23 protein-coding genes are annotated in these 26,180 nt (G+C 70.1%); 11 read left to right on the top strand and 12 right to left on the bottom strand.

Going from position 1 to position 26,180, the window contains the following annotated elements; genetic code table 11:
• Positions 1–42 precede the first annotated feature (42 nt).
• From CYFUS_RS11145 to CYFUS_RS11135, 3 genes are read right to left on the bottom strand one after another with little or no spacing between them, the layout of a single operon-like run.
• Positions 43–1,560, bottom strand: a complete 1,518-nt coding sequence (locus CYFUS_RS11145; RefSeq protein WP_095985203.1) for a sensor histidine kinase — start codon at positions 1,558–1,560, stop codon at positions 43–45.
• On the bottom strand, positions 1,557–2,021 hold the full coding sequence (locus tag CYFUS_RS11140) for a response regulator (protein ID WP_095985202.1): 465 nt from the start codon (positions 2,019–2,021) through the stop codon (positions 1,557–1,559). The genes CYFUS_RS11145 and CYFUS_RS11140 overlap by 4 nt, the downstream gene beginning before the upstream one ends.
• Positions 2,018–4,324 (bottom strand): ATP-binding protein, encoded by a 2,307-nt coding sequence (locus CYFUS_RS11135; RefSeq protein WP_095985201.1) that lies wholly within the window; start codon positions 4,322–4,324, stop codon positions 2,018–2,020. Before CYFUS_RS11135 ends, CYFUS_RS11140 begins: the two co-directional genes overlap by 4 nt.
• Before the next feature lie 336 nt (positions 4,325–4,660).
• Between CYFUS_RS11135 and CYFUS_RS11130 the strand changes: the two genes are divergently transcribed.
• The 3 genes from CYFUS_RS11130 to CYFUS_RS11120 are packed head-to-tail and all read left to right on the top strand — an operon-like array spanning position 4,661 to position 7,753.
• Positions 4,661–6,433, top strand: coding sequence for a vWA domain-containing protein (locus CYFUS_RS11130; protein WP_095991938.1), 1,773 nt, complete (start codon positions 4,661–4,663; stop codon positions 6,431–6,433).
• A 33-nt stretch (positions 6,434–6,466) separates the two neighbouring features.
• On the top strand, positions 6,467–7,393 hold the full coding sequence (locus tag CYFUS_RS11125) for a hypothetical protein (protein ID WP_095985200.1): 927 nt from the start codon (positions 6,467–6,469) through the stop codon (positions 7,391–7,393).
• 3 nt (positions 7,394–7,396) lie between these two features.
• Positions 7,397–7,753: a hypothetical protein gene (locus tag CYFUS_RS11120; RefSeq protein ID WP_095985199.1), complete on the top strand. Its 357-nt coding sequence runs from the start codon at positions 7,397–7,399 to the stop codon at positions 7,751–7,753.
• Here the strand turns inward: CYFUS_RS11120 and CYFUS_RS11115 are convergent.
• Complete coding sequence (locus CYFUS_RS11115; RefSeq protein ID WP_095985198.1) at positions 7,743–10,142, bottom strand: glycoside hydrolase family 31 protein; 2,400 nt, start codon at positions 10,140–10,142, stop codon at positions 7,743–7,745. The two genes, CYFUS_RS11120 and CYFUS_RS11115, sit on opposite strands and share 11 nt — an antisense overlap.
• Positions 10,143–10,271: 129 nt before the next feature.
• Here CYFUS_RS11115 and CYFUS_RS11110 point away from each other — a divergent pair, with 129 nt between their 5' ends.
• From CYFUS_RS11110 to CYFUS_RS11100, 3 genes are all read left to right on the top strand, one after another.
• Entirely contained in the window at positions 10,272–11,213 is a 942-nt protein-coding gene (locus CYFUS_RS11110) for a DUF1684 domain-containing protein (RefSeq protein ID WP_095985197.1), read from the top strand.
• A 92-nt stretch (positions 11,214–11,305) separates the two neighbouring features.
• Entirely contained in the window at positions 11,306–11,521 is a 216-nt protein-coding gene (locus CYFUS_RS11105) for a hypothetical protein (RefSeq protein ID WP_095991937.1), read from the top strand.
• A gap of 12 nt (positions 11,522–11,533) precedes the next feature.
• Complete coding sequence (locus CYFUS_RS11100; protein WP_095985196.1) at positions 11,534–12,112, top strand: HesA/MoeB/ThiF family protein; 579 nt, start codon at positions 11,534–11,536, stop codon at positions 12,110–12,112.
• 12 nt (positions 12,113–12,124) lie between these two features.
• Here the strand turns inward: CYFUS_RS11100 and CYFUS_RS11095 are convergent, their stop codons facing one another.
• The 5 genes from CYFUS_RS11095 to CYFUS_RS11075 form a co-directional block, all read right to left on the bottom strand.
• On the bottom strand, positions 12,125–12,355 hold the full coding sequence (locus CYFUS_RS11095) for a hypothetical protein (RefSeq protein ID WP_095979898.1): 231 nt from the start codon (positions 12,353–12,355) through the stop codon (positions 12,125–12,127).
• A 44-nt stretch (positions 12,356–12,399) separates the two neighbouring features.
• Entirely contained in the window at positions 12,400–13,401 is a 1,002-nt protein-coding gene (locus tag CYFUS_RS11090) for an MvdC/MvdD family ATP grasp protein (RefSeq protein ID WP_095985195.1), read from the bottom strand.
• Positions 13,402–13,410: 9 nt separating this feature from the next.
• Positions 13,411–14,421 carry an MvdC/MvdD family ATP grasp protein gene (locus tag CYFUS_RS11085; protein WP_095985194.1) on the bottom strand — a complete coding sequence of 337 codons (1,011 nt, stop codon included), beginning with the start codon at positions 14,419–14,421 and terminating at the stop codon, positions 13,411–13,413.
• A gap of 36 nt (positions 14,422–14,457) precedes the next feature.
• Positions 14,458–14,655, bottom strand: a complete 198-nt coding sequence (locus tag CYFUS_RS11080) for a microviridin/marinostatin family tricyclic proteinase inhibitor (protein WP_095985193.1) — start codon at positions 14,653–14,655, stop codon at positions 14,458–14,460.
• A gap of 61 nt (positions 14,656–14,716) precedes the next feature.
• Positions 14,717–14,917 (bottom strand): microviridin/marinostatin family tricyclic proteinase inhibitor, encoded by a 201-nt coding sequence (locus CYFUS_RS11075; protein ID WP_095985192.1) that lies wholly within the window; start codon positions 14,915–14,917, stop codon positions 14,717–14,719.
• 269 nt (positions 14,918–15,186) lie between these two features.
• Here CYFUS_RS11075 and CYFUS_RS11070 point away from each other — a divergent pair, with 269 nt between their 5' ends.
• Both CYFUS_RS11070 and CYFUS_RS11065 read left to right on the top strand, forming a co-directional pair.
• Positions 15,187–18,012 (top strand): AAA family ATPase, encoded by a 2,826-nt coding sequence (locus CYFUS_RS11070; protein WP_095985191.1) that lies wholly within the window; start codon positions 15,187–15,189, stop codon positions 18,010–18,012.
• Between the two features lie 37 nt (positions 18,013–18,049).
• Complete coding sequence (locus CYFUS_RS11065) at positions 18,050–19,186, top strand: SGNH/GDSL hydrolase family protein (RefSeq protein WP_095985190.1); 1,137 nt, start codon at positions 18,050–18,052, stop codon at positions 19,184–19,186.
• Here the strand turns inward: CYFUS_RS11065 and CYFUS_RS11060 are convergent, their stop codons facing one another.
• Positions 19,187–21,463: a kinesin gene (locus CYFUS_RS11060; protein ID WP_095985189.1), complete on the bottom strand. Its 2,277-nt coding sequence runs from the start codon at positions 21,461–21,463 to the stop codon at positions 19,187–19,189.
• Positions 21,464–21,583: 120 nt separating this feature from the next.
• On the opposite strand from CYFUS_RS11060, the gene CYFUS_RS11055 reads away from it, so the two are divergent.
• Positions 21,584–22,108 carry a hypothetical protein gene (locus CYFUS_RS11055; protein WP_095985188.1) on the top strand — a complete coding sequence of 175 codons (525 nt, stop codon included), beginning with the start codon at positions 21,584–21,586 and terminating at the stop codon, positions 22,106–22,108.
• Between the two features lie 22 nt (positions 22,109–22,130).
• Here CYFUS_RS11055 and CYFUS_RS11050 read toward each other — a convergent pair whose 3' ends face one another.
• Positions 22,131–22,382: a hypothetical protein gene (locus CYFUS_RS11050; RefSeq protein ID WP_095985187.1), complete on the bottom strand. Its 252-nt coding sequence runs from the start codon at positions 22,380–22,382 to the stop codon at positions 22,131–22,133.
• A 312-nt stretch (positions 22,383–22,694) separates the two neighbouring features.
• Between CYFUS_RS11050 and CYFUS_RS11045 the strand changes: the two genes are divergently transcribed.
• Positions 22,695–23,903: a bifunctional ornithine acetyltransferase/N-acetylglutamate synthase gene (locus CYFUS_RS11045; RefSeq protein ID WP_232537494.1), complete on the top strand. Its 1,209-nt coding sequence runs from the start codon at positions 22,695–22,697 to the stop codon at positions 23,901–23,903.
• Positions 23,904–23,942: 39 nt separating this feature from the next.
• Here CYFUS_RS11045 and coaA read toward each other — a convergent pair whose 3' ends face one another.
• Positions 23,943–24,896, bottom strand: coding sequence for a type I pantothenate kinase (gene coaA / locus CYFUS_RS11040; protein WP_095985185.1), 954 nt, complete (start codon positions 24,894–24,896; stop codon positions 23,943–23,945).
• Between the two features lie 206 nt (positions 24,897–25,102).
• Between coaA and CYFUS_RS11035 the strand changes: the two genes are divergently transcribed.
• Positions 25,103–26,047 (top strand): hypothetical protein, encoded by a 945-nt coding sequence (locus CYFUS_RS11035; RefSeq protein WP_198316538.1) that lies wholly within the window; start codon positions 25,103–25,105, stop codon positions 26,045–26,047.
• The last annotated feature ends 133 nt before the right edge of the window (positions 26,048–26,180 follow it).

Here is a 26,180-nt window from a genome sequence, read left to right as displayed (position 1 = left end):
CGCGGTGGGAAGGCCCACGGGGCGTGGCCCCGGGGCGCCCGCCTACGCGCGCCGCACGGAAGCGGTCATGGCCTTGCGTGGCAGCCGCACCCCGAAGGTGGTGCCCTCGGACGCGACGGAGCGCACGCTGACGGTGCCCCCGTGGGCGCGGATGAGGTGGTCCACGATGAACAGGCCCAGCCCGATGCTGCGGCTCGTCCGATCCACCTGCCCATCCCCGCGCCGCATGGGCTCGAACAGGTGCTCCTTGATCTGGGGAGGAATGGGGTCCCCCTCGTTGTGGACCTCCAGACATACCGAATCGGAGTCCCCGCGGGCGCGCACCGTGACGGGCGTATCCGCCGGGCTGTACTTCAACGCGTTGGTGACCAGGTTGGTGATGACCTGGGCCATCCGGTCCGTGTCCCATGCCCCCAGTCCATCCCCGTCGATCTCCACCCGTACCTCGCGGTCGGGAAAGGACATCTGCACCTCGTCCACCACGAGCCGCAGCAACGGGTGCAGGTCGGTCAACTCCCGGTTGACGACGATGCCCCCGCCCAACCGGGCCTGGGTGAAGTCGAGCAGATCCCTCACCATCCGGATGGTGCGCTCGGCCGAGGAGTGCACGCGCACGAGCGTCTTGAGGATGCGCTCGTCCAGGTCATCCCGGCGCAAGAGCAGCGACACGCCCAGGGAGATGGCGGTGATGGGATTGCGCAGATCATGACTGACGATGCCGATGAGCTGTTGCTCGAACTCCGCGCGCCGCCGCTCCTCCGCCCGGACGCGCTCCTCGGCCCGCTTCCTGTCACTGACGTCCCGGAAGAAGATGGCGATTCCACCCTCGCGCGTCGGGTAGACGCTCACGTCCGCCCACATCTCCAGGGGCGCGAAGTACTCCTCGAAGTGCGTGGTCACCCGCTCGCGCATGGCGCGGTGGTACTCGAACCAGAACCGGCTCTCGGGCCGGGAGGCCTCGGGCCAGACGTCCCAGAGGGTCCGCATCAGGGTGTCCTCGCGCCGCAGCTGGCTGAGACGCTCCTGGCTGCTGTTGACCAGCAGGATGCGGAAGTCCTTGTCGAGCACGAGCAGGGCGTCCCCGCGCTCCAACACCTCCAGGGCGGCCTGGAGCCGGGCCTCGGCGATTCCCGTCAGGGCGCGCTGCTCGGTGAGCCGCTTGCGGATGTCCTCCTTCTCCACGGCGTTGCGCACCGCGCGGTAGAGGCTCTCCGGCGTCACCTCGGACTTCACCAGATAATCGGATGCGCCCCCCTTGAGCGCCTCGACGGCGATGCGCTCGTTGCCTCGCCCGGTCACCATCACCACCGGGGGCCTCAACAGGCCCTCCTCGTCCACGAGCCGCTTGAGGAAGCCCAGGCCACTGAGCTCGGGCAGGTCATAGTCCAGGAGAATGCAATCCACCTGCTCACGCTTACAGATCGCGAGCGCCGCATCCGCCGAGTCCTCTTCGAGGAAATGGTAGGAGTACTCCCCCATCTCCTCCAGGTAGGTCCGGAACACGTCCCGATCTTCCGGGCTGTCCTCCACCAGGAGCACCGTCAGCAAGCGGGAATTCATCCGTGCGCGACCTCTCGGCCATCGTCTTCGGGCATCACGATGTGGTCCAGCCAGAACTCCTTGAACAGCCGGATCATTCTCTCGAACCGCGCCAGATCCACGGGTTTGAGCAGATAGCCGCTGGCGCCATGGGCATAGGCGCTCTGCACGTCCTTGGGATTGTCGGAGGTGGAGAACACGAGCACCGGGATGCTCTTGAGGCGGCCATCGTTCTTCATGTGCTCGAGTACTTGCCTGCCATCCAGGCCAGCGAGGTTGAGGTCCAGGAGGATGAGTCCCGGACGCGGCGCACTATCGACGGCGGCATAGCGGCCCCGCTGGTGCAGGAAATCCAGGGCCTCTTCGCCCTCGGTGCAGCGGAAGAGGGGATTGGGGATGCACGCGCCCTGGAAGGTCATCTGGAGCATGTCGAAGTCCTCGTCGTTGTCCTCCACGACGAGGATGGGCAGGTCACGGTTCATCGTCCGCCCTCTCCACCAAAGGGCCGCAGCTCGGACGCGGGCGCCTTCTCGCTGTCCAGGGTGAAGAAGAAGGCGGTGCCCTCCCCATGGGTGGACTCCACCCAGATCCGACCGTTGTGCCGCTCGATGAGGCGCTTGACGATGGTCAGCCCCGTGCCCGTGCCGCCGCCGTACTTGTCGCGCCCGTGCAGCCGCTTGAAGATGCGGAAGATGGCTTCGTGGTACTCGGGCTTGATACCGATGCCGTTGTCGCGCACGTAGTAGACGGGGCCGAGTTCCGGGTCGCGCCGCGCCCCGATCTCCACCCACTTCTTCTCCTTGTCGTTGTACTTGAGGGCGTTGGTGATGAGGTTGGTGAAGACCTCCATCATCCGCACCCGGTCACAGCGCGCGGGCAGCAGCGGCTCGGGGACGCGCACCTCGGCGCGCGCCTCCTCGATGCGCGGCTTGAGCACCTCCAGCACCGAGGAAAGCACGTCGTTGAGGTCCGTCTCCCGGAGCGACAGCTCCATGCGGCCCACCTGCGAGTAGTGCAGGAGCGAGTTGATGAGGCTCTCCATGCGCTGGGTGAGCCGCACCACCGTGTCCATGCGCGTGCGGTTGGAGGGCCGCAGCGCCTCGGAGTCCTCGCGCAGCACCAGGCTCGCGTAGTTGTGGATGCCGCGCAGGGGCTCCTTGAGATCGTGGCTCGCGGCGTAGGCGAAGGAGTCCAGCTCCACGTTGCTGCGCTTGAGCTCCGTGTTGAGCTTGAGCAGCTCCTCGCTGCGCTCCAGCACGACGTCGATGATGTTGCGGCGCAGCTCCCGCGCCGCCTCCAGCTCGTAGTCCTTCCAGGGCAGCGACTTGCCGCGCACCGTCTCCTTCCAGAGCGCGAAGGACTTGCGCGGGTGCAGCCGCAGCTGATCGTCCTGCATGTCCACCGGCTTGTGGGGGTTGCCGCCCCACTCCACCGTCTGCACCACCTCCGGGCGGAACCACAGCACGTAGTTGTGGCGGCCACGCGACATGGAGGCCGCGATGAGGCCGGCCGCCACGTCCTTGAAGCCCTCCGACTCGGGGTAGTGCCGCAGCAGGCAACTGGTGGCGAACACGTCCTGGGACGCGGGCCGGCTCGACAGCCAGCGGATGAGCCCCTGGAGCTGCTCGTCCTCGGGAGCCTTGCCGATGATGGTCATGCGCCCGTTGAAATAGACGGCCGCGCCCGAGGCCCCGGTGAGCTCGAGCAGCTCGGGCGGCGACTGGCACAGCTCGGCGGCGAAGTCGACCACACGCGTCATGCGCTCGAGCAGCCGGCCCTGGATGGACTTGGTGCGAATGCGCTGATCGTAGTGCTCGTAGCCCTCCTTGCTGGAGATGAACGAGGACATGAACTGGCCCACGAACTCACACGCCGTGCGCACCTCGTAGGGCACGTACTTCGAGCCGGACATGTGCGTGCAGGAGATGAGGCCCCACAGCCGCCCTTCCTGCAGCAGCGAGATGCTCATGGAGCTGCCCGCGCCCATGTTGCGCAGGTACTCCAGGTGGATGGGCGACACGCTGCGCAGCACGCAGAAGGACATGTCGAGCGGCCCCTGCGTGGCCTCCTCCGGCAGCGAGACGATGCGCGCGGGCACGTAGTCCACCGCCGCGATGATGCGCAGCAGGTTGAGCACGTACAGCTCCCGCGCCTGGCGCGGGATGTCCGAGGCGGGAAAATGCAGCCCCAGGTACGGATCGGCCGTCTCCCGCCGGTCCTCGGCGAGCACCTGCCCGTTCCAGTCCGGGTCGAAGCGGTAGATGATGACCCGATCGAAGCCCGTGAGCCGGCGCACCTCGCGCACGCCCTCCTCGCACAGGGCGCGCAGATCCTTCGCGTCGCGCAGGCGGGACATGGAGCCGCGCGCCTGCTGGTAGAAGCTGGAGAAGGGCAGCGACTCCGGCTCCGCCACGGGCTCGAGCTCGAGGAAGAGCCGGCCCTGATGACGGTGCGCGATGCCGTTGAAGAGCCGCTCGCGCTCCCCGCCATGCAGGGTGAGCTTGAGGGGGTTGTTGTCTTGGAGCCGATCCGACAGGAGGCTCGCCCGGGTGCTGGCGATCTCGGAGGCCGGCAGGAGCGAGTCCAGGGAGCGGCCCAGCAGTTCCTGGACGCGGCACCCGAGCAGCGCCTCGGTGTTTTCGCTGCTCTGGCAGATGATCAGCGAGGGCTCGCGCAGGACCAGCAGCACGCCATGGGGCTGGATGGCCCCCGGAATGTGGATGGGCTCCTTGTCACAGTTGGTGAGGTCCGCCATCTGGGCTGATCCGACCGATTCCGTGCTCATCGCGCTCTCTACCCGTCACACCGTCAGAAAGACGATGGCACCCGTCTGGCGAAGCCGCCGTCCCATGCATGCGGGAAGGGCAGACACTTGATCTGAATGGCCGTCTGGCCTCCAGGCGGCGGCGAACCCTCGGGTGTTTACCGTCAATCCCCCCCGGTCGAGGACTGTAAAAAAGAGGGTAGCCCGTCCGTGCTCGGAGCGTCGCATGGACTACAGGGCAGGTACCCCATGCCCACCTGCCTCCTCTCCGTCAGGAAGGAAAAGACCCGGCGTCCCTTCCGCCCGGCCGGGCCCACCAGGAGGTGGAAGAGCGCGGCCTTCCTGCTGGAGGGGCACATGACGACGATCCACCACCCGACCCCCGACACCCTGCCCGAAACCCAGCGTGGCCCGGCGGAGAAGCTGCTGGACCTCGTGCTCGGCGGCTCCGCGCACCTGTGGCACAACCGCCCGGGGCTGGAGCTGCAGGGGGTCTGGTACCCGGCGCGAGGCGCCTCCGCGGAGCTCGTCCGCCGGGGCACGCCGGTCAAGCCCGGACTCTTCGTGCCCGCCGCGGTGAAGCTCTACCGGCAGTTGCTGGACATCTACCAGCTCAACACGGACCTCATGGCGCACTTCGCGTCCTACGCGCTCACCCAGACGGACTGGAGGGATCTCCAGGTGGCCACGAGCGCGTTGATGCTGGTGCAGCACCACTCGGGCCAGCCAGTGCGCGAAGAGGATGGCTCGATCGCGTTCCATGACGACGACCTGCGCGCCCTGGGCGAGGCCATGGTGCTGCACTACGAGCGCAAGTCCACGCGCATGCTCACGCCCAAGGCGGTGCTGCGGGTGGCCGAGCTGCTCGAGACACCGGAGATCGCCCACCTCAACCGCGAGGCCGGCTTCGGAGACGCCGCGTCCCGCAAGCCGCCGCTCGGCCGGTGGAAGACGGCGGCGACGCGGTGGCTGCGCGTGCGTGAGCAGAATCCGAGCCAGCTCCAGGGTCTGGTGAATGCGGGCTACAAGACCACGCTCCAGCGGCTCGCGCGCAAGGCGGGCTACAAGCCGCAGACGCAGGCCTTCTTCGAGGTGCTCGGCTGGAAGCAGAAGCAGGCCCCCGAGGGCCACCGCACGGTGGGCCTCTCCGGGCTCACGCTCGTCAAGCGCGAGCGCTTCGACGGGCTCGAGGAGGCGGAGATCTGCGAGCGGATCGTCCGCGAGCGCCTCTCCTACAAGGAGGTGGTGGGCCGGCTGCCGGCGGGCGTGGGACTGACGCCGGCCATCCTGGCGGCGCTGTTGCCGTCGCTGTCGAACAAGGATCTGTTGCTGATGACGCCCACGCTCGAGGAGCTGGGGCTGATGCAGGACGCGTCCGTGCGCGCGCGTTGGGAGGGAGCGGTGCGGGCGGCGAGCGATCAACGGGCGCTGAACATCGCGCGCAACGTGCGGGGCCAGGAGCTGAAGACGAAGCTGGAGGAGGCGAGCGACAACGCGGCGAGGGCGGCGGTGGCCGAGGCGGTGGCGGAAACGGACGTGCGGGTGATGTTCCTCATCGACAAGTCGGGCTCCATGCAGGGCGCCATCGAGCAGTCCAAGGAAGCGCTCACGCGCATCCTCGCGGGCTTCCCGATGGACAAGCTGCACGTGGCCTCGTTCGACACCGTGGGCACGGTGCTCAAGCCCAAGGCGGCCAGCCGCACGGGCGTGCAGCACATGCTCCAGGGGCTCCAGGCGGGTGGAGGCACCACGCACGCCTCCGGGGTGCAGGCGCTGCACCGCGCGGGCATGCGGGTGCCGACGGAGGCGAAGCTCATCGTCATCGTCGTGGGAGACGAGGAGGGTGAACCGGGCGCCCAGCTCGCGCGCACCTTCATCGAGTGCGGCTACACCGTGGCCGCCCTCGCGCTGATGGTGAGCGTGGCGCACTCACGGGGCAGCACGGTGCGCTCGTGCGCGAGCACGCTCCGGGTGCCCTTCAGCGAGGTGTCGGTGGATCAGTTCTCCGACCCCTACCAGGTGCCCCGCGTGCTCAAGGCGCTGTTGGAGGCGCCCACGGCGGCCGGGGCCGGTCCGTCCGGCTGGGTGGAGCGGGTGATGCGCACGCCCCTGTTGAAGAAGGTGGCGTGAAGGGGGCGTGACACACGCCAGGGAGGCGTCGTCGTGGACTACCGGAAGTTCCTCGGACAGGTGGAGTCGGTCGTGCTGCCCTACTTCGGCGGCGCCCACGTCGAGCTGCCCTCGCGGCGCCTCCGGGTGACCTCGCCCACCGCACCGGGCTGGTATCGCTTCGAGGTGCGCGGCCGCACCGCCACCCCGCGGGAGTCCGCCGGGCCAGAGGGGCTCGACGGGCTCCCGCGGGTGCGAGGCCACCTCTGGGGGACGCGGCTCGTGCACGAGGGCGCGGTGGCCGAACCCGTGCGCCTGCTGCCCGAGGACACGCCGCCGCGCTTCGCCCCCCTGCTCGCCCGGCGCTGGCATGACGGCGGGCTCGTGTTCGAGTCCTCCGAGTTCGAGAGCGAGGCCGAGTCCACCGCGCGCCTGCACCTGGAGCGGCGGGAAACGCTCACGGAGCTCAAGGGCGTGCCCGCCTCGCTGCGGGCGGCCTTCGGCTATGCGCTGCTGGAGACACGGGCACGCGCGCTCGACATCCGCTTCGCCCCGGCCGAGGTGCGCGGCGTGGTACGGGGCGTGGCGGAGCAGGGCACTGCCGTGGCCGAGGCCCGGCTGCGCGCGCTGGCGTTCGAGCGAGCCGTCCACGTGATGCGGGCGCGGCGCACGGACACTCCGGAGGAGCGGACGCGTCCGGCACGAGGGCCGGAAGAGGAAGCGTCGCGGGTGGAGCGGGCGCTCTCACGGGCGGGAGCGCGGCTGCTCGACTCGAGGCGGCTGAGCGGCGGTCAGCTCGAGGTGACGTTCGACTTCATGGGCGAGCGTTTCCAGAGCCTCGTCGAGGCGGACACCCTGCGGGTGGTGGACGCGGGGCTGTGCCTGGCGGGAGCGGACGCACTCGTGACGTTGGAGAGCCTGCCCGCGGTCATCCGCGAGGCCATCGAGGAGGGCGTGCTGGTCATCACCCGGCACGCGTGAACCATGCGGCGCCGGGAAGTCTGTCTGCTCATTGGTCGCGACGGGGAGGTGCTGTGGAGCGATGACTCCGACAGCGCCGTGTCCCTGCCGGACTCGCGCGCGCGCTGGGAGGCCATGTGGCGGCTGCGCGGAGAGCTGGAGGAGATCGCCCACAGCCATCCTCTCGGCCCCCTGGGCTTCAGCCCCGAGGACGAGACGACGATGGAGGCGCTCCTCCTGGCGCTCGGGCGGCCCGTGCGCTTCTCCGTGGTGGCCCCCGAGGGCACGCTCGTGCGCGAGCACGGCCAGGACAGGCTCCGCGCCGAGGAGCCCGCCTGGACCGAGGAGCTGCGCGCCCGCTCGGGGATGACTACAGCTTGACCTCCAGGCGCGTCCAACCCGCCTCCACCTCGACCAGGAGCACCCCGTCCACGAAGCGGTGCTCGCGTGCGCCGAGCACTTCCCGCGGCTCGGACAGGGCGTACACGCACAGCGTCTCCGTCTCGCGCGCCGGGAGCAGCTCGCCCTCGGTGGTGCGCTCCAGCACGAAGCGGCCATCGGCCCAGGTGCCGGTCAGCCGCGTCAAGCGCGACGCGCCGTAGCCCTCGCCCGCGTCCTCGTACAGCCGGGCCTCCACTCGCGGCGCCGCGTGGATGTGCCAGGTGAGGTGGGCCCAGTTGGCCGTGGTCGTGTGCAGCGCGGGCTCGGTGAGCGCGAGGGCTCCCCCCGCCCGCAACCACATGGGAACCGTGTCCAGCGGAGCCTCGGCGAGCACGTGCTGACGGCCCTCGATGACCTCTCCCCCCGACTGGCCGAGATTGAAGAAGGGCAACCACCTGCCCTCGGGCAGGTACACGTGCCGGTGCGTGCGGCCCTGGCGCGCCACGGGGGCCACGAGCAGATCCCTGCCGAAGAAGAAGGCGTCATCCATGCGCAGCGCCTCGGCGTCCCCGGGTGAGTACATGACGAGGGGCCGCAGCGCGGGCAGACCCTCTTGCGAGGACTCGTGCATGAGCGAGTAGAGCGTGGGCATCAGCCGGTAGCGCCGCTCGAACCACTCGCGGGCGATGGACAGATAGGGCTCGCCGAAGCGCCACGGCTCCTTGTACGGAGTGCCCTTGGCGGAGTGATTGCGGAAGAGCGGGTAGAAGACGCCGGCCTGCGTCCAGCGCACGAGCAGCTCGCCGGTGGGGCGACCCAGGAAGCCCGGCACGTCCGAGCCCACGAAGGACACGCCCGCCAGCCCCAGGCCCAGCAGCATGGAGACGGACAGCTCCAGGTGCGCCCAGTAGCTCGAGTTGTCGCCCGACCACACCGCGGCGTAGCGCTGGATGCCGGACGAGCCCGCGCGGGTGAGGATGAAGGGCCGTCGCTCGGGGGCGAGCGCGCGCAGCCCCTCGTACGCCCCGCGCGCCATGCCGATCGCGTAGACGTTGTGCACCTCCAGGTGCCGCTTGTCTCCGTGGCGGGCGTCGTGGGGCAGCGTGGGCCCCTCCACCCTGCCCTTGTCCAGCGAGCGCGTGCCGATGACGCCGAAGGTCTCGTCGCCATTGATGACCTTGAAGCACGCCGGCTCGTTCATGTCGTTCCAGAAGCCGGAGATGCCCACGTCCAGGAAGGCCCGGTGCTGCTGGCCCCACCAGGCGCGCACCGACTCGCGGGTGAAGTCCGGGAACACGGCGGGCTTGGGCCACACCTCGCCCACGAGCACGCTGCCCCGGTCGTTGCGCACCAGGTAGTCGTTGGCGAGCGCCTCGTCATAGACGCGGTAGCCCGGCTCCTGCTTCACGCCCGGATCGATGATGGTGACCACGCGCACGCCCTGCGCGGCCGCCTCGCGCGCGAGCCCCGCGGGGTCCGGGTAGCGCGTGCGATCCCACGTCCAGACCTTGTAGCCCTCCATGTAGTCGATATCGAGGTAGATGACGTCGAGCGGAATCTTGTGGGCGCGGTAGCCCTGGAGGACGGAGCGGATCTCCCGGGCGTTCTCGTAACCCCAGCGCGACTGCTGCGCGCCGAGGCTCCAGAGCGGAGGCAGCGGCATGCGTCCGGTGAGCGCGGTGTAGCGCCGCACCACGTCCGCGGGCATCGGGCCGGCGATGAGGTAGGTGTCCAGCTCGGGACCGGCGGACTCCCACAGGAGGGTGGAGGGATCCTCCGCCGCCACGTCCGCCTCCATCCGCCACGACTCGTCGAGGAAGACACCCCAGGCCACGCCCTCGCGCAGGCCGATGCTGAAGGGAATGGACTGGTAGAGCGGATCCGTGTCCGGGTGGTGCGGCACCACGTCCGTGTTCCAGAAGGTGAAGTGCATGCCGCGCTTGTCCAGCGAGCCCACCTTCTCGCCAAAGCCCAGCCAGGCCTCGTCAGGGGGCGTGTGCAGGGCCAGCCGCGAGCGGAAGCGGGTCACCGGATAGTCCGGCATCACCTCGCTCGAGAAGCTCTCGCACTGGCCCAGTTCCCGGCCCGAGCCATCCCGCAGCCGCCAGGCGCCCGTGGCGAGCGTCACCTCCAGGGACAAGCCCTCCGCCACCACCACCACCACGGCGCCCTCCTGCTCGCGGCGCAGGGACAGCGGCAGCTCCGCGTGCTCCACGACGGACCAGGACTGCTTGGGCAGCAGCTCCCGGTGCGCGGGCGCGGAGTGACTGAGCGCGGGGGCGTGGCGCAGCCGGAGGACTCCCGGCACGGGGCTGCGTACCTCGAGCGCGGTGCGCGGACCCCAGAAGGTGATACGGGTGGGTTCAATGGAGATGTCGTCGAAGCGCATAGGGCGGCGCAGCGTATGCGCTGAAACGTCGGATGTGGATGAATTGGCGCGAAGTCACACACCGAACGAAACCCGAGCATCCCTTCCCGGGGGTGGACGGGACCGGCCGGGCTTGCCATCGTCGCGGCCATGCGCATCGCTCGCCTGATCACCCTCTCGGGACTCGCGTTCGCGGCTCCCGCCCTCGCCGCGCCTCCCGCCAAGCCCGCCATGACGAAACCCGCCGACCCGAAGCCCACCGCACAGACTCCCTCCTCCCTGGAGACGGAAACGAGCGCCTGGCACCAGAAGCGCATCGCCAACCTCACGTCCGAGGAGGGCTGGTTGTCGCTCGTGGGCCTGCACTGGTTGAACGAAGGAGACAACCGCTTCGGCTCCGCCGCGGACAACGACTTCGTCTTCCCCGAGGGCACGCCCGCGCGCATTGGAACCTTCACGCGCAAGGGCAACCAGGTGACGCTCACGCTCCAGCCCGGAGTCACCCTCACCCGCGGAGGCAAGCCCTTCACGGGAGGCGCCCTGGGCACGTCCGAGGGCCCCGAGGACGTGCTCTCGCTGGGCACGCTGCGCTTCTACCTCATCCCGCGGGGGGAGAAGATGGGGCTGCGCGTGAAGGATCCCGAGGCCCCGGCGCGCAAGCAATTCCACGGCATCCCCACCTGGCCGGCAAGCGCCGCCTGGCGCATCGAGGGCCGCTTCGAGCCGGCCACGACACCGCGCAAGCTCTCGATCCCCACGGTGCTCGGCACGGTGGAGGAGATGAGCTCCCCGGGCACGCTCGTCTTCCAGGTGGGTGGACAGGAGTACCGGTTGGATCCCGTCCTCGAATCGGACTCGGGGCCGTTCTTCGTCATCTTCGGCGACCAGACCAACCGCAATGACTCGTACGGCGCGGGCCGCTTCCTGTACGTGGAGCAGCCGACGAAGGACGGCCGCGTGGTGCTGGACTTCAACCGCGCCTACAACCCGCCCTGCGCCTTCTCCCCCTACGCCACCTGCCCGCTGCCCCCCGCGCAGAACAAGCTGAAGCTGCGCGTGGAGGCCGGCGAGAAGCGCTACGGCGATCACTGAGCGTCAGGAATCCGCTCCACCCGCGCGTCCCTGCCCGGATGGCCCCGGCCCCGCCCTGCTTCGCGGCGGTCCGGGCCCCGGGAGGCGGGGACATGACGACGCTGAACATCACCTACAACGGCCTGTCCACGGACGTGCCCCTGGAGCGGGAAACCCTCCTGACGGACGCGGATGTGCGGCGCATCGCGGTGGAGCTGCTGGCTCCGGCCCAGGCGGACTCCTTCCAGCACTACGTGGTGGACCGGTTCCGCGCACCGGGCGGCGAGGAGCGCATCTACCTGCGGCCCAAGGTGCCCTTTGGGGCGTGAGGAGGCCCACCCATGCGCATCGTCTTCTGTGGTGTGGGAGCCATCGGCTCCACGGCGGCGGTGCTGTGCCGCAACCTCGAGGCCACGCTCGTCTTCGTCGACTTCGACCGCGTGGAGTCCAAGAACCTGCGGGCGCAGGCCTTCGTGAAACCCTCCGTGGGCAAGAACAAGGCGGAGGCGCTCAAGCTGCAACTGCTCAACCTGTACGGCGTGAAGGCCGAGGCGTTCGGCGTGCGGATGACGCGCGACAACGTGGCGGCACTGGGCGCGAGCGCGGATCTGCTCGTCGACTGCTTCGACAACCAGGAGAGCCGGCTGCTCTTGAGCGCATTCGCGCGCGCGGCGGGCAAGCCCCTGGTGCACGGCGCGCTGGCGGCGGACGGCACCTTCGGGCTGGTACGCTGGGACGAGCGCTTCATCCCGGATGCCGAAGACACTCCCGGGCAGGCCACGTGCGAGGGCGGCGAGCACCTGCCCCTCATCGGCCAGCTCGGCGCCACGCTCGCGCGCACGGTCCAGGACTTCGTGAGGCACGGCGTGCGCCGCGACACCCTGGTGGGACTCGTGGCGGTGACGCCTACGGTGAGCTGAGCCCCGCGCGGCTCAGCGCGCCGCTTCCTTCGAGCCCACCACGGTCATGTTCATGCCGATCTGCACCGACACCGGCTTGCCGTCGACGGTGACGGTCGTCTTGCCGTTGATGTACCAGCCGAAGGAGCCGGTCGAGAAAGACTTCACCTCGGCGAGCATCTCCTGACCGTTGATGGTCACCTTGAGCGGCTCGGCCTTCTCGAGGAACTGCGACAGGGACACGGGGCAGGGGGACTTGGCCATGGAGCGGGCACCCTAGCACCGAGCCCTCGCCTCCGGCCATAGGCTCACGCCCCGGCCAGTGGCTTCGGCGCGAGCCTGCGCGCCGCGCGTCCACAGAGCACGTCCGCGAGCGCCTCGTCGACGGGCAGTCCCGGGTGCTTCATCAACCACATGAACTCCCCCGAGGGATTCACCTCCAGGAAGACGTGCCGGCCCTCGGGCGTGACGATGAAGTCGAACGCGCCATAGTTGAGCCCCAGCGCATCCATCAACCGCAGCACCTGGGCGTGGAGCGGCTCGGGCAACGTGTAGGGCCGCCAGGCCTCCACGAGCGCCGCGCCCTCGCGCCGCCAGTCCTCGCGCGCCCTCGGCAGCGCCTGCGAGTCGATGGCCGCCGCCATCACCCGCTCACCCACCACCGTGACCCGCAGCTCCACCGCCTTGGTCAGCCGCTCCTGGAAGGTCATCGGACACAGGTCCAGCCCCTCCAGGTCCTCGAGCTGCTCCGAGGTGAGGGGCGTGGTGAAGACCACCTGCTCCCGGCCCTGCTCGTCATAGACGGCGAACGACGCCATCATCTTCGTCACCACGCCGCCGGGGCACTGCGCGGCGAAGGCCCGCACCGCCACTGGATCATTGGTCATCAGCGTCCGGGGAACCTCCATCCCGAGCGCCCTCGCCAGCTTGAGCTGCAGCGGCTTGTGCTCCGCGCGCCGGATGACCTCGAGCGCGTCGAGCTGGAACACCCCCAGCGCGCTCATCATGCCGAACACCAGGCGCCGGCTCTCCTCCACCGACGGGCGGCGCAGCTGGGCATCCAGGTCCTGGGGAATGGTGCTGCCCGTCGAGTTGCGGCGGTACCAGACCGCCGACACGTCCTCCAGGGACAGCTCTCCCGTGGGCCCGGACAGCCGCCCCGCCCCGCGCTCATCCAGCGAGAGCTGGAGCTGGGTGGGAAACAGGTCGGTGTCGAAGCGGTAGACCCGCTCGCCCCGGGACTCGAGGGCGCGCGCCACGGACAGGGGCGCATCGTTGTCCTTGGAATGCGTCACGATGAGGATGCTCATCCCTGCTCCTTACAACGGCTGCGAGGCGCCACTCCCCTCGGAAGCGAGCGCTTCGGCGAGGGCCGCGGCGATGGGAAGGCCGAGATCCCGCTCGAGCATTCCCCACTCCCCGCCGGGGTTCACCTCGAGGAAGACGTAGCGGCCATCGGGTGTGACGATGAAATCCGCGGCCCCGTACACCAGCCCCAGCTCCGCCACCAGGCGTACCAGGCGCCGGGCGACCTCCTCGGGCAACTGGCCCTGGGCCCAGGAGCACTCGTCCGGGCGGGAGCGCCGCCAATCCACCTGGCCCTCCACCGAGCGCGAGGCGTCGATGGCCCCCACGAAGCAGTGCTCGCCCACCACGACGACACGCAGCTCGTGGGACTTGTCGATACGCTCCTGGAATACCATGGGGCTGTGGCGCAAGCCGTCGAGCTCCTCCAGGTGCTCGGGACCGATGGCGGTCGTGTACACGAAGGGCTGTCCGCCCCCCATGGACTGGGTCAGCGGCGTCAGCATCTTGGCCACCACCCGGCCGCCCACTTCGTCGAACCAGGAGCGCACCCGCTCCGCGTCGTTGGTCACCAGGGTGCGTGGAATCTCGAGCCCGTGCGCCCGGGCGAGCCGGAGTTGGAGCAGCTTGTTGCCCGCCGTCTCGTCCGCGCCAAGGGGATTGATGAAGCGGCAGCCCGCCCCCCTCAGTCCGTCGAGGGCCCCCGTGAGGGCCGCGCTCGACTCCCGGACACAGCTCTCGCGCCACGCGGGCTCCAGCGTCTCGTCGAGCCGGGGAGGGACGCGCCGGCGCAACCACACCGAGCGCACCTCGGCGCTCCGCACCTCGCCCGCCTCCGTGTGCAGCACCACGTCCTCATGCGCTGGCCCCAGCATCGAGGACAGCTCCCACTGGGACGGGAAGCCATCCGTATTGATGCGAAGGGGACGCAGCCCCCGCCGCGACACCTCCTGCGCGACGCGATCCACGGTGAAGTAGTCGCCGCTATGGGTGATGAGCAGGACGGTGTCGCGAGCGGTGGGCATTGAGGAAGACCGGGGCTCGACCCGCCCCGGAGGGGTTCAGATCGTCGTGCCGTCCTCGTCACCGTCCGAGGGGTACTTCTGGGTCTGGTCGGGGGGCGGCTTGATCGCCAGCGCCTCGTCACCATCCGAGGGGTACTTCTGGGTCTGCTTCACGGCGCCACCCGTGACCTGCTCCAGCTCCTGCTCCTCGAGCAACTTCGCGAAGAACGGCTTCTTGGTCGTGTCCTTCTTCATTGTTTTCAGCCTCCGTGGGGGGGTGCTCCGTCCGGGGGGGACGGAGCGAGCCTGAAGGGTTTCAGATCGTCGAGCCGCTCTCGTCGCTGTCCGAGGGGTACTTCGCGGTGCTGTCGTCAGCCGACCTGGACAGCGCCGCGGCCTCGTCACCGTCCGAGGGGTACTTCAGGGTCTTGTTGGCAACGCCGCCCGTGACCTGCTCCAGCTCCTGCTCCTCGAGCAGCTTCGCGAAGAACGGCTTCTTGGTCGTGTCCTTCTTCATTTTCAGCCTCCGTGGGGGGGGTGCTCCGTCCGGGGGGGCCGGAGCTTGCCTGAACGGCGTCAGCACTATGAAAGTCCCTGCTGACGGGTTCAAGCCGCGCGCGCGGAAAACCCGGGAAAAAAACCGCGTCGGAGAGATAAGCGAGCTTGCCGCGCGGGCCATGCCCATTCCAATCGTGGGCGCTGGTATCCAGCGCGCATGTTGAACCACACGCCGCGCGCGCCGGGCGGGCTAGAGTGCGCGCCCTGCCCCGGGGGGCGTTTCCAACCATGGTCACCCGAAAGAGCGAGGACAACGAGCGGCTCATCGACCGCGATCTGACGGCCCTGGCGCGCGAGGGACGGCTCACGGCCGCGCACGGCATGGACGGCGCGGTGACGGAGGTGCTCGGCCTGCTGGCGCGCGGCGGCAAACACCCGCTGCTGTCCGGCGAGACTGGCGTGGGCAAGTCCGCCCTGGTCCAGGAAGTCGCGCGCCGCATCATCGAGGGCCGCGTGGACGCGGAGCTCGCCTCGGCGCGCATGGTGGAGGTGTCCGTCGCCAACATCCTGGCGCGCAGCACCCAGCGCCAGGCGGCCGAGACGTTCGAGGAGCTGCTCGAGTGGCTCCAGCGCCACCCCTGCCCCATCGTCTACATCCGGGATCTGCCCGCGGTCATCGGCGGCCCGCTCGCGCCCGTGGCCTTCCGCGCCCTGCGCACCGGCACCCCGCGCTTCATCTTCGAGACCGAGCCCAAGCGCGTCCAGGAGCTGCTGCGCGCCGACGAGTCCTTCGCCGAGCGGCTGCACCTGGTGCCCCTGCACGAGCCGCCCACCGAGCGCGCCCGGTGGATCCTCCACCGCGTCGCCGAGGAGCAGGAGCGCGAGCTGCGCCTGCCCATCGATCCGGCGGCGTGCGACCTGGCGCTGCGGCTGGCCTCCAAGTTCCTCCTCGCCCAGCGGCTGCCGCGCAAGGCCATCGAGCTGCTCAAGGAGACGGCCGCCGAGGCCGCGGGCAGCGCCAAGGATCGCGTGGGCCCCGAGGACATCCTCACCCGCTTCTGCGCCACCACGCGCCTGCCCCGCTTCGTCGTGGACGACGCGATGGCGTTGGATCTCGACGAAACGGAGCGCTTCTTCGGCGAGCGGCTGCTCGGGCAGACCGACGCGGTGCAGGCCGTGCTGCGCTCGGTGGCCCTGCTCAAGGCGGGCCTGAACGACCCGCGCCGACCCCTGGGCGTGTTCCTCTTCGCCGGCCCCACGGGCGTGGGCAAGACGCAGCTCGCCAAGCTGCTCGCCGAGTACCTCTTCGGCTCGCCCGACCGGCTCGTGCGGCTGAACATGGCGGACTTCCCCAACGACGGCGACGAGAGCGTCCCCTTCGGCGCCGCCTGGGCCCCCGCCATCGAGACCAAGCGCGGAGAGCTGACGGCCCTGCTCGAGGGCAAGGTGTTCACCGTGCTCCTGCTCGACGAGTTCGAGAAGGCCGCGCGCAGCGTGCACGACCGCTTCCTCCAGCTCTTCGACGAGGGCACCTTCGTCAACGGCGCGGGGGAAACCATCTCCTGTAACAACACCGTCATCGTCGCCACGTCCAACGTGGGCTCCGAGGTGTACCGCGAGCCGTCCATCGGCTTCGTGGGCTCGCGCCGCGCCGAGGAGCTCATCGTCGAGGTGGACCGGAGGATCGCCGACGCCTTCCGTCCCGAGTTCCTCAACCGCTTCGACGCCATCTGCCACTTCCAGCCGCTCAGCAAGGTGGAGATCCGGAAGATCGCCCAGCGAGAGGTGGGCCGGGTGCTGGAGCGCGAGGGCATCCGGGCGCGCGGCCTGGACGTGGAGGTGACGCCCGGGGTGGTGGACCTGCTCGTGGAGCGGGGCTACTCGCCGCAGTTCGGCGCGCGCTACCTGCAGCGGGAAATCGAGAAGACGCTCACCGCGGCGCTCGCGGTGGAGATCGCCCGCAAGCCCCTGCGGCCGGGCACGCCCGTGCGGGTGGAGACGCGGCCGGGCAACAAGGTGGTGGCGGTGGCCGAGGTGACACCGCAACCCCGCGAGGAGACGGCCCGGCTCGCGCTGCCCACGGAGAAGTCGGTGTCCGCGGTGAAGCGGCGGCTGGACAAGAAGTCCCTGCTCGCCGAGATGGACCGGCTGGTGGGACGGGCGCGCGCGCTCGCCGTCTCGGCCAACCGGCCCCGGCTGGAGGAGCGGCGCGCGGAGCTGCTCGCGGCCACCCAGGCGCCCAACCTCTGGGACGAGCCCCAGCGCGCGGCGTCGACGCTCCGGGCCTTCCGCTCGGTGGAGGCGCAGCTCAACGAGTTGGATCGGCTGGAGGAGCGCTCCACGTTCGCGCGGCGGCTCGTGCGCGAGGCCAAGGGCGAGGCCCAGCTCACCTCGGCGGCCAAGCAGGTGGAGGAGGTCGCGCGCGAGGTGCAGATGGCCGAGGTGCTGGGCACCTCCGGGGACATGGACCAGGGAGACGAGGCCCTGGTGGACATCTGCGCGAGCGAGACGAGCGAGGGGCAGGCGGCGTGGGTGCAGGAGCTGGCGTCCATGTACCTGGGCTGGGCGGAGCGGCGCGGCTACGAGGCACTCGCGGTGGCGGAGGCGGAGGAGCCCTTCCGGGTGGTGGTGCGCGTCATGGGCCCCGGCGCCTACGGCTACCTGTCGGGCGAGGCGGGCCTGCACCGGCGCATCGAGGAAGAGAAGCGGCAGCGCGCCTACGTGCGGGTGCACCGGGGCGGACCCGCGCAGGAGCTCGAGCAGCTCGACGTGGACGGCCGCGAGGTGCGGCGGCACGAGGGCACCTTCGTCAACCGGGTGAAGACGGAGGTGACGGTGCGCGACGAGACGAGCGGCCGGGTGATGACGCTCGCGGGCGCGGGCGAGCTGGAGGAGATGAAGGACATCGCCTCGCGGGTGGTACGGGGCCAGGGCGGCAGCGGCACCGCGGACGAGGCCCGGCGCTATCACCTGGGCCGCGGCGCCCGCGTCGAGGATCCCCGCACGGGCGCCGGCACTCCCCGGGTGAAGGACGTGCTGCGCGGCGAGCTGGATCTCTTCATCGCCGCGTGGATTTCCCGTCCGCCCCTCGGGGGCCCCACCCCCACGAGTTGACGCGCCCGGGGGGAGTGGGGGCGTCTAGGATGGGGGCATGAATTCCGTCATCGGCGCGTGGAAGAAGACCCTGGCCTGGGTCCGCTCCCGCGCGTGGATCGCCCTCGCCCTGCTCGCCGGCTGCCGCGGCGTCCCCGTCCAGGTGTCTCCCCAGTCTCCCGGGCTGCGCTTCAGTGGCCGCGTGGACTGGAGGGATCCCTCCGGCCCCCGCATCGCCTGGGGGGGCTCGTCCCTGACCGTGCGCTTCACCGGCACCTCGCTCGGCATCCGCCTGTTGGATCTGCCCAAGTACGAGGAGGCCGCCCCCAACCGCTTCCGCTTCAGCGTGGACGGCGCCCCCTTCCGCGACCTCTATATCGGCGAGGGCCCCATCCTCTACCGGATCGCCGAGGGACTGCCCCGGGGCGAGCACGTGCTGCGGCTGGAGAAGGAGACCGAGCCCGCCGTCGGGGAGACGCAACTGCTCGGACTCGAGCTGGACCCGGGCGCCCGGCTGCTCCCCGCGCCCCCCGCGTCCCCGCGCCGCATCGAGTTCATCGGGGACTCGGGCCTCACCGGCTTCGGCATCGAGGGCAAGAACGCCCAGTGCAGCTTCAACGCGGAGACCCAGCGCGCCTCGCTCACCTGGGGAGCCCTCGCCGCCCAGGCGCTCGGCGCCGAGGCCTCCTTCGTCGCCTTCTCCGGCAAGGGCGTGGCCGTCAACTACGGCAACGATCCCACGCCCCCCCTGCCCCAGCTCTACACGCGCACCCTGCCCCACCGCGAGGATGCCCCCTGGGACTTCTCCTGGGTCCCCGACGCGGTCGTCATCCAGCTCGGCGCCAACGACTTCTGGAAGGAGCACCCGGGCGAGCAGCGCTTCCGCGACGCCTACCACGCCCTCGTGGCGGACATCCGCCACCACTACCCCCAGGCCCACATCGTCTGCGTGCTCGGCTCCGGCGTCAGCGACACCCATCCCAAGGACGTCCAGGCGCGCACCCGCGTGCGCGAGCTGCTCTCCGGACTCGTGGACTCCCTGCACCAACAGGGGGACACCCGCGTGCACTTCGCCGAGGTGCCCGCCAACCGCGAGGACGAGGGGCTCGGCTGCCTGTGGCACCCCAGCCGCAAGACGCACCAGCGCACGGCCGAGCAGATGACGCCCCTGTTGCGCGAGTGGCTCGGCTGGTAGTCAGGGCGCCCCTGACCCGCCAGGCGCGGGTGCCGCGGGAGGCGTCGCCGGTGCCGTGCCCGGGGCGCGTCCCCACTCGCACATGGCGCCACGCATCCACTGCCGCGAACAGGCCTCCCGAGCGATCGGCTCGCGGAACTGCCAGAGCAGTGCGGCCAGCGCCGCCAGGATGAGGAAGAAGCCCAGTCCCCACGAGCGCGGCTCGCCCTCGTCATCCTCGTGCACCGTCACCAGCGCCGAGCGCAACATGTCCGCCCTGTCCACCGTGGCAGTCTTGGGCAGCCGGGGCCGGCGGGTGATGAGCATCGCCAGGTCGCGCGTGAGCATCAGCTGATCATTGAGCGCCCAGCCCGAGCCCTCCAGCAGCAACGCCAGGTTGCGCTTGCGCAGCTTGAGCCAGCCCAGCAGGCCCGAGGGCAGCATCACCACGGCGGCGGCGATGATGAGCGCGGTGAGGACATCGAACACCGTGAGCGAGCGCACCTGCGACACGATGAACGCCAGCGAGGAGCCCACCGCCGCGAACGCGATGCCCGTCGCCGCGAGGAAGCCTCCCGGCCCGCCCACGGGCGCCGCCGCCGCGACCGGAGCTGGAGCCGGAGCCGTGGGCGCCGCGGCCGGAGTGGCCACCGCCGCGCTCGCCACCCCGGAGCCGTGCGCGTAGCTCTTCTCCAGCGACTCATCGAGCGACTTCTCGCCCGCGGCCGCCATCCCCTCGATCTTCGAGGAGATGAACTTGCCGATGCGCTCGAAGGGCATCGTCATCGCCTCCCACAACGACACGGGCTGCCGGACGATCTGCGTCACCACGGCGTCGTACTCGCGCTGCTCCACGTCGTAGAACACGCCGCGCTTGCCCACCGACAGCTCGGTGCTGCGCCCGCGCGTGACGGGCACCGCCACCTCGTAGCTCTCCCCGTCCTCCCTGGCGATCACCTGCACGTAGAGCGTGCAGGTCGTCCCCTGGTTCGTCAGCGCGGAGTGCGCGGCCCGGTCCTTCACCAGCACCGACAGCCGGTAGCGCCGCCCTCCGAGGATGAGCGTGCCGCGCTCCACCAGCGCGCGCCGCTTCGTCTGGTAGAGGTCCGGCATGCTGATGAAGTTGTTGGCGAACGTCAGCAGCCAGCGCTGGTAGAGGATCAACCGCTCCAGGTCCTCCACCGCGCCCAGGGTGTCCTTGCGCGCCAGGTCCTCCCGGCACTTCGCCTCGATGGCGTCCAGATCGGACTCGGAGATCGTCGCCAGCACGTCCGCCCAGTCGCGCAAGGGGCTCGCCTCCAGCCGCGCCTGCCAGGCCAGGATGGCGTCGGCCCGCGCGGACATCTCGCGCCAGGACGCGTCCGACAGCGTCGCCTGATCATTGGACACCGGCACCGCCACGTCCCGCCGGAACGCATCCAGCTTCTCGAACGCGGGCCCCCGGTACATCCGCGACCAGCGCAAGAGCCCCCCGGGCTCGGGAGGCGCCACGGGCAGCTCCGACACCACGCGCGAGAGCGCCTGGAGGTCTCCGAGCGCCCCCTGCACCCTGCCCCCGTCCAGCTTGAGGCTCGTGACGGCCTCGGGTTGGGCCGCGATCAGCCGGCACTGCAGGAAGTACGTGTCCAGCAGCGGGCGCACCTCCTGGATGCGACGGGCCCGCTCCACGCTCGGCGCGCCCCAGACGAGCACCGAGGCCCGCTCGGCCAGATGGGCCAGCAGCGCCCGCCGCTCCTCGCGGAAGCGCTGGAGCGTGAGCAGCTCCACCCCGGGCTGCCCCGCGCGGTTCTTCACCTCGGGGAAGGAGGCCATGAGCCGCACGGCCAGGGGTTGCACGGCCGCGGGCAGGAAGGCCGGTGCCACGATGCCATCCCCGTTGTGCCCCGCCTCGCGCAGCGCCCGATCACTCGCGCGCACCTGCTCGAGCGAGATGCGCGTGCGATCCTCCGCCTTCAAGGTGTCCAGCAGCAGGCCGGCCGCGTCCCGGGCCCTCACCGCCCCGTCGGCGAGCAGGTCCAGCACCAGCACGTCGCTCCCCGCGTCCGCCCCCTGGAAGGAGCGCAGGTGCTCCGCCGTGAACCGCACGGCCTGCCGCACCTCCATCACCCGGATGCGCCCGTTCTTGTCGGTGTCCAGGTACTCCAGGAAGCGGCGATCACAGGTGAGCCCCTCGACCGGACACGCCGTCGCGAGCCACTGCGTCTCGGGAATGTGGACGGCCTCCACCAACACCTCGAAGGAAGGAATGGAGACCTGGAGGGACCCTCCATAACGGCGGTAGACGAGCTGACGCGGCATGGCGCACAAGAGAGCACAGCGGCCCGCACGCTGTCCCGAGGACAATCGAGGCGCTCGGCGGCCCGCCCGGCGTGTGGTGCGCCTTGCATCCCGCCCCCTGCTCGGGGCATGTGGAGAAGCGTGAGCCAGCCAGAGCAGCAGGTGGGAGTGAGCACGGTCCGCATCACGTCGGGTGACGATCTCTTCAGTGCCTATACGGACACGCGGAACCGGCGCCTCACCCGCCGCCAGCTCCTCACCTATGGCCTCGGCCTGGCCATCTTCGCCGTGCTCGCCTACGTCGCCGTGACCTTCCAGCCGGAAGCCACCCCCTTCCGCGTGGACACCCATCAGGGCATGCGCACGGTGCTCCGGGGAATGACGCCCCAGGAGGTCTCCGGCATCCTCGGGCCGCCCCTCGGACGGGAGAAGCGCGGCGATCAGGAATGCTTCCAGTACGGCCGCCCCAGCCTCAAGGCGGCCTCCTTCATCCTGAACACGGTCTGCTACGTGGACGGCAAGCTGCAGAGCGTGAGCGCGCGGCGCTACAACTCCTGGGTCGTCACGCACGACGGCGCCATCGTCCCCGCCCCCATCGAGGGCGAGGAACTCGTCCCCCCGCCCGAGCCCGGCGCCCCGAACCTCGTGGAGGGCGCCCAGCCCTGAGGCCGCGCTTCACCCGGGCCGCTCAGGTCTCCTCGGTGGAGGGTCCCACCTCGCGCAGCAACACCCGGCGCCGCAGGTGGTCCACGTCGTAGTGCGCGACCGTGTCGTCGACCACCAGCGGAAACCGCGCCTGGCAGGACATCCCGGCGGACGTCACCGTGGAGGCCACGGACATGAGCGCCTCGCGAACCCGTCGATAGGTCTCCACCCGCAGCAGGGCCAGCTGGCTCCAGGCTGACGGGTCGATCTCGACGGTGTAGGCGGTGGGATTCATGCGAGGCGCTCAGTGTTCACCAACCCTTTGAGCACGAATCGGGCCACCCTCCATCCCTCGTGATTCCAGAGACTTGGCGGCGCGTGCGCGGCGACAGATGGAAATTGTTACAGAGCCGGGTGCCAGGGCCTGGAATGTTGGATTGATTCAGGGCGGGGATTGCGGCACCAAGCGGCAGTCCTTTCGCCGTGAGGTACCGTCATTCCCAGCACCAACCTGACCTTCCCGTCCGTCGAGGCCCACCGCAACTGGCTGGAGGCGCAGTCCGCCCTGCCGCGAGGATTCCGTGTCGGTCGGACGCGCTTCGACTTCGTGCCCGCCGAGGTGGACAAGCCCGCGAAGATGAACCTCACGCTCATCGTGCTCGACGAGCCGACGCCGGCGTTCGGGGCGGTGTTCACGACGAACGCGTTTCCCGGAGCGCCGGTGCTCGTGGGCCGTGAGCGGCTGCGCGAGCCCACACTGGGCGCGGTGGTGGTGAACAACAAGGTGAGCAACGTGTGCGCACCGGGCGGCGTCGAGGCCTCCGAGCGGCTGTGCGCGGAGGTGGCTCGGGGCCTGGGGTTGAGCGCCACGCAGGTGCTGCCCTGCTCCACGGGAGTCATCGGGTGGCGGCTGCCGGTGGACGCCATGGTGGGGGCGGTGCCCGCGGCGGTGACCTCGCTCGATGCCCGCTCCGTGATGCCCGCCGCCGAGGGCATCATGACGACCGACCTCTACCCCAAGGTGCGCCGGGCCACCGTGGGCCAGGGCAGCATCGTGGGCATCGCCAAGGGGGCGGGGATGCTCGAGCCCAACCTGGCCACCATGCTCGTCTACCTGCTCACCGACGTGGACGTGCCCCGCGATGCCCTGCGCGCCACCCTGCGCTCGGTGGCCGCGAAGACGTTCGGCTGCATCAGCGTGGACAGCGACACCAGCACCTCGGACACCGTGGCGATCCTCTCCTCGCGCCAGGTGCCCTGCCCATCGCTCGAGCAGTTCGAGTCCGCGCTCGAGCGCGTGTGCGCCGACCTCGCCGAGGACCTGGTGCGCAACGGCGAGGGCGTCCACCACGTCATGCGCGTGCGTGTCCACGGCGCGCCGGACGAGGCGGTGGCGCGCGGCATCGGCAAGTCGGTGGTGAACTCGCCCCTGTTCCAGTGCGCCGTCAACGGCAACGATCCCAACGTGGGCCGGCTGGTGATGGCCATCGGCAAGTACGTGGGCGCCCACCACCCGGGGATGGACCTGTCGCGCTGCACGCTGCGCATGGGCGGCCGGGTCATCTTCCAGCAGGGCACCTTCCGGCTCGACCACGAGGCCGAACGCGCCCTGGTGGCGCACATGAAGGAGGCCGAGCTCTACACGAGCGTGGCGCCCGCGGACGGGCTCACCTTCCGGCCTCCGGTGACGTGGCCCCCGCACGAGCGCGCGGTGGAGATCGACGTGGACCTGGGGCTGGGCGCGGCGGCGTGCACGGTGCTCGGCTCGGACCGCAGCCACGAGTACATCAGCGAGAACGCGGACTACCGCAGCTGAAGACGCGCGTGGGGCGGCACGCGCGCGGGGAGTGCCGCCTCACGTCTTGCGCATGCGCACGCGACGCACCTTGTGGTCCGCGCCCTTGAGCAGGATGAGCCGCGCGCGCGAGCGCGTGGGCGCGATGTTCTGCACCAGGTTGGGCCCGTTGATCTCCGCCCAGACGGACAGGGCGCGCGCCGTGGCCTGCTCCTCGGTGAGCTCGGCGAAGCGCCGGAAGAAGGAGCGCTCGTCGCGGAACGCCGTCTCGCGCAGGCGCTGGAAGCGGTCCACGTACCAGCGGCGGATGTCCTGCTCGTGCGCGTCCACGTAGATGGAGAAGTCGAAGAAGTCCGACAGGAAGGTGTGCGGCAGCTTCCCCCCCTCCACCGGCCCCGTCTGCAGGACGTTGAGCCCCTCGAGGATGAGGATGTCCGGCCGGCGGATGGACAGGAACTCACCGGGGACGATGTCGTAGACGAGGTGCGAGTAGACGGGAGCGCTCACCTCGGCGCGGCCGGATTTGATCTCCGCGAGGAAGCGCACCAGGGCGCGCCGGTCATAGCTCTCCGGGAAGCCCTTGCGCAGCATGAGGCCGCGCTCGGTGAGCACCCGGTTGGGGAAGAGGAAGCCATCCGTGGTGACGAGCTCCACGTGGGGGTGGTCCGGCCAGCGTGACAGCAGCGCCTGGAGGATGCGCGCCGTGGTGCTCTTGCCCACCGCCACACTGCCCGCGATGCCGATGACGAACGGCACCCGCTGGGTGAAGCCGCCCAGGAACGCCTGCTGCGCCGTCCACAGGCCCTGCGCCGCCGCCACGTGCAGGTTGAGCAGCCGGGACAGGGGCAGATAGACGTCCTCCACCTCCTTCAAGTCCAGCTGCTCGCCCAGTCCTCGCAGCGCCTCGACCTCGGCCGCGTCGAGCAGCAGCGGAGTCGACGCGCGCAGCGCCCTCCACGCATCGCGCTCGAAATCGACGAACATGGACGCGGCCTGTTGCTTGGGTACGGACATGCGGCCGCCCTCCCTGACGGCCACCCCATCCTACCCAAGTGTCTCGCGCAGGACGGAGTCCTCTTCCCGCCGGGTGCGCCCGGACCACGAACCGTCCGTGAACGACATTGGCCCCGGACTTCGGCTCCATCGACCTCACCAAAAGCAAGCAGGCGACCGAGTTTCTGGCTACTCGGTTTTTACCGTTATTTTCCAGGAGGTCGGAGATGAAGGCGGTCGAAAGCCAGGGAAGCCGTTCGGGGTGGGGGATGGGGACGGCGGGGGTGCTGTGGGTCTGCGGCGCGGTGGCGTGCGGCCCGCTGCCGCAGGAGCCCCTCGAGACCTCCGGAGTCCCGGAGCCCGTCGCCTCCGCGAGCCAGCCGCTCCCGTCCGACAATGGAGAGTCCTTCAACGGGCTCGCCTTCAATGGCCTGGCCTTCAACGGGCTCGCCTTCAATGGCCTGGCATTCAATGGCTTGAACAGCGCGGCCTTCTCCTCCTGGTACGACCTGGACCCGGCCCTGGCCGACAACGTCATGAAGTACGTCACGGCGTGCGCGGCGCCCGCCGGAGAGACGCGCACGTACACGGACGGCCAGGGCCGGGTCCGGGTCTGGAGCGGCTCGCTGGGGCTGGCTCCGGACTGGGCCAGCGGCCGTCCCGCCACCGTCACGGAGCAGCAGCTCGTCTCCGCGTGCCTGGCCGCCCACGTGAACAAGTTCGGGCGCACCGTGCCCATCTCCGTCCTGGGCCGCTCCGCGCACGCTCAACCCATCGCCACCTCGCCCGAGGAACTCCAGACGTTCTCCCAGCGCGAAGGGTGCTTCTTCGGCAATCTCTTCACCGACGAGGGCGTCTTCGTGGGGCATGACGACCACCTCCTGTGGCCCCATGAGAGCAGCGTGCGTGCCTGCGCGCTCGAGCCGGGTCGGGACGGGTGCGCGCCCATCACCCAGGTGGGCCCTTGCGCCTCTCGGTGCACGCCCGATCCCACGAATACCTACTACACCCACTGCACCCTCGACGGCACCACCTACGCGGCCATCACCACCCGCATCCGCCCCCAGGAAATCTACACGTGTGGCGATGGTGTCTGCCAATTCACCGAGTCATGTGGCCTTGGCCTGGACTCCGCGCATTGCACCTGGGATTGCGGCCTCTGCGTGCAATGAGGCCTGTCGCCACGGGGACACTGAGCTGCCCCCCGAGCGCATTTCCCTCCAGGCAGAAAACCGTTAATCCTGAGAAAGGAGAGAGAGCGGCCGATACCGCCGTACTCCAGCGCACGAACACCCAACACATCGG

The sequence above is a fragment of the Cystobacter fuscus genome (genome assembly GCF_002305875.1).
Lineage (GTDB): Bacteria > Myxococcota > Myxococcia > Myxococcales > Myxococcaceae > Cystobacter > Cystobacter fuscus_A.
The sequence above is the reverse complement of the archived record's forward strand: the minus strand, read 5'-3'. Positions and strand labels throughout refer to the sequence as shown.

Excerpts from the sequence above, each read along its gene's own strand:
- CYFUS_RS11145 (WP_095985203.1), bottom strand. The coding sequence starts at position 1,560 with ATGAATTCCCGCTTGCTGACGGTGCTCCTGGTGGAGGACAGCCCGGAA.
- CYFUS_RS11140 (WP_095985202.1), bottom strand. The coding sequence starts at position 2,021 with ATGAACCGTGACCTGCCCATCCTCGTCGTGGAGGACAACGACGAGGAC.
- CYFUS_RS11135 (WP_095985201.1), bottom strand. The coding sequence starts at position 4,324 with ATGAGCACGGAATCGGTCGGATCAGCCCAGATGGCGGACCTCACCAAC.
- CYFUS_RS11130 (WP_095991938.1), top strand. The coding sequence starts at position 4,661 with ATGACGACGATCCACCACCCGACCCCCGACACCCTGCCCGAAACCCAG.
- CYFUS_RS11120 (WP_095985199.1), top strand. The coding sequence starts at position 7,397 with ATGCGGCGCCGGGAAGTCTGTCTGCTCATTGGTCGCGACGGGGAGGTG.
- CYFUS_RS11115 (WP_095985198.1), bottom strand. The coding sequence starts at position 10,142 with ATGCGCTTCGACGACATCTCCATTGAACCCACCCGTATCACCTTCTGG.
- CYFUS_RS11110 (WP_095985197.1), top strand. The coding sequence starts at position 10,272 with ATGCGCATCGCTCGCCTGATCACCCTCTCGGGACTCGCGTTCGCGGCT.
- CYFUS_RS11105 (WP_095991937.1), top strand. The coding sequence starts at position 11,306 with ATGACGACGCTGAACATCACCTACAACGGCCTGTCCACGGACGTGCCC.
- CYFUS_RS11100 (WP_095985196.1), top strand. The coding sequence starts at position 11,534 with ATGCGCATCGTCTTCTGTGGTGTGGGAGCCATCGGCTCCACGGCGGCG.
- CYFUS_RS11095 (WP_095979898.1), bottom strand. The coding sequence starts at position 12,355 with ATGGCCAAGTCCCCCTGCCCCGTGTCCCTGTCGCAGTTCCTCGAGAAG.
- CYFUS_RS11090 (WP_095985195.1), bottom strand. The coding sequence starts at position 13,401 with ATGAGCATCCTCATCGTGACGCATTCCAAGGACAACGATGCGCCCCTG.
- CYFUS_RS11085 (WP_095985194.1), bottom strand. The coding sequence starts at position 14,421 with ATGCCCACCGCTCGCGACACCGTCCTGCTCATCACCCATAGCGGCGAC.
- CYFUS_RS11080 (WP_095985193.1), bottom strand. The coding sequence starts at position 14,655 with ATGAAGAAGGACACGACCAAGAAGCCGTTCTTCGCGAAGTTGCTCGAG.
- CYFUS_RS11075 (WP_095985192.1), bottom strand. The coding sequence starts at position 14,917 with ATGAAGAAGGACACGACCAAGAAGCCGTTCTTCGCGAAGCTGCTCGAG.
- CYFUS_RS11070 (WP_095985191.1), top strand. The coding sequence starts at position 15,187 with ATGGTCACCCGAAAGAGCGAGGACAACGAGCGGCTCATCGACCGCGAT.
- CYFUS_RS11065 (WP_095985190.1), top strand. The coding sequence starts at position 18,050 with ATGAATTCCGTCATCGGCGCGTGGAAGAAGACCCTGGCCTGGGTCCGC.
- CYFUS_RS11060 (WP_095985189.1), bottom strand. The coding sequence starts at position 21,463 with ATGCCGCGTCAGCTCGTCTACCGCCGTTATGGAGGGTCCCTCCAGGTC.
- CYFUS_RS11050 (WP_095985187.1), bottom strand. The coding sequence starts at position 22,382 with ATGAATCCCACCGCCTACACCGTCGAGATCGACCCGTCAGCCTGGAGC.
- coaA (WP_095985185.1), bottom strand. The coding sequence starts at position 24,896 with ATGTCCGTACCCAAGCAACAGGCCGCGTCCATGTTCGTCGATTTCGAG.
- CYFUS_RS11035 (WP_198316538.1), top strand. The coding sequence starts at position 25,103 with ATGAAGGCGGTCGAAAGCCAGGGAAGCCGTTCGGGGTGGGGGATGGGG.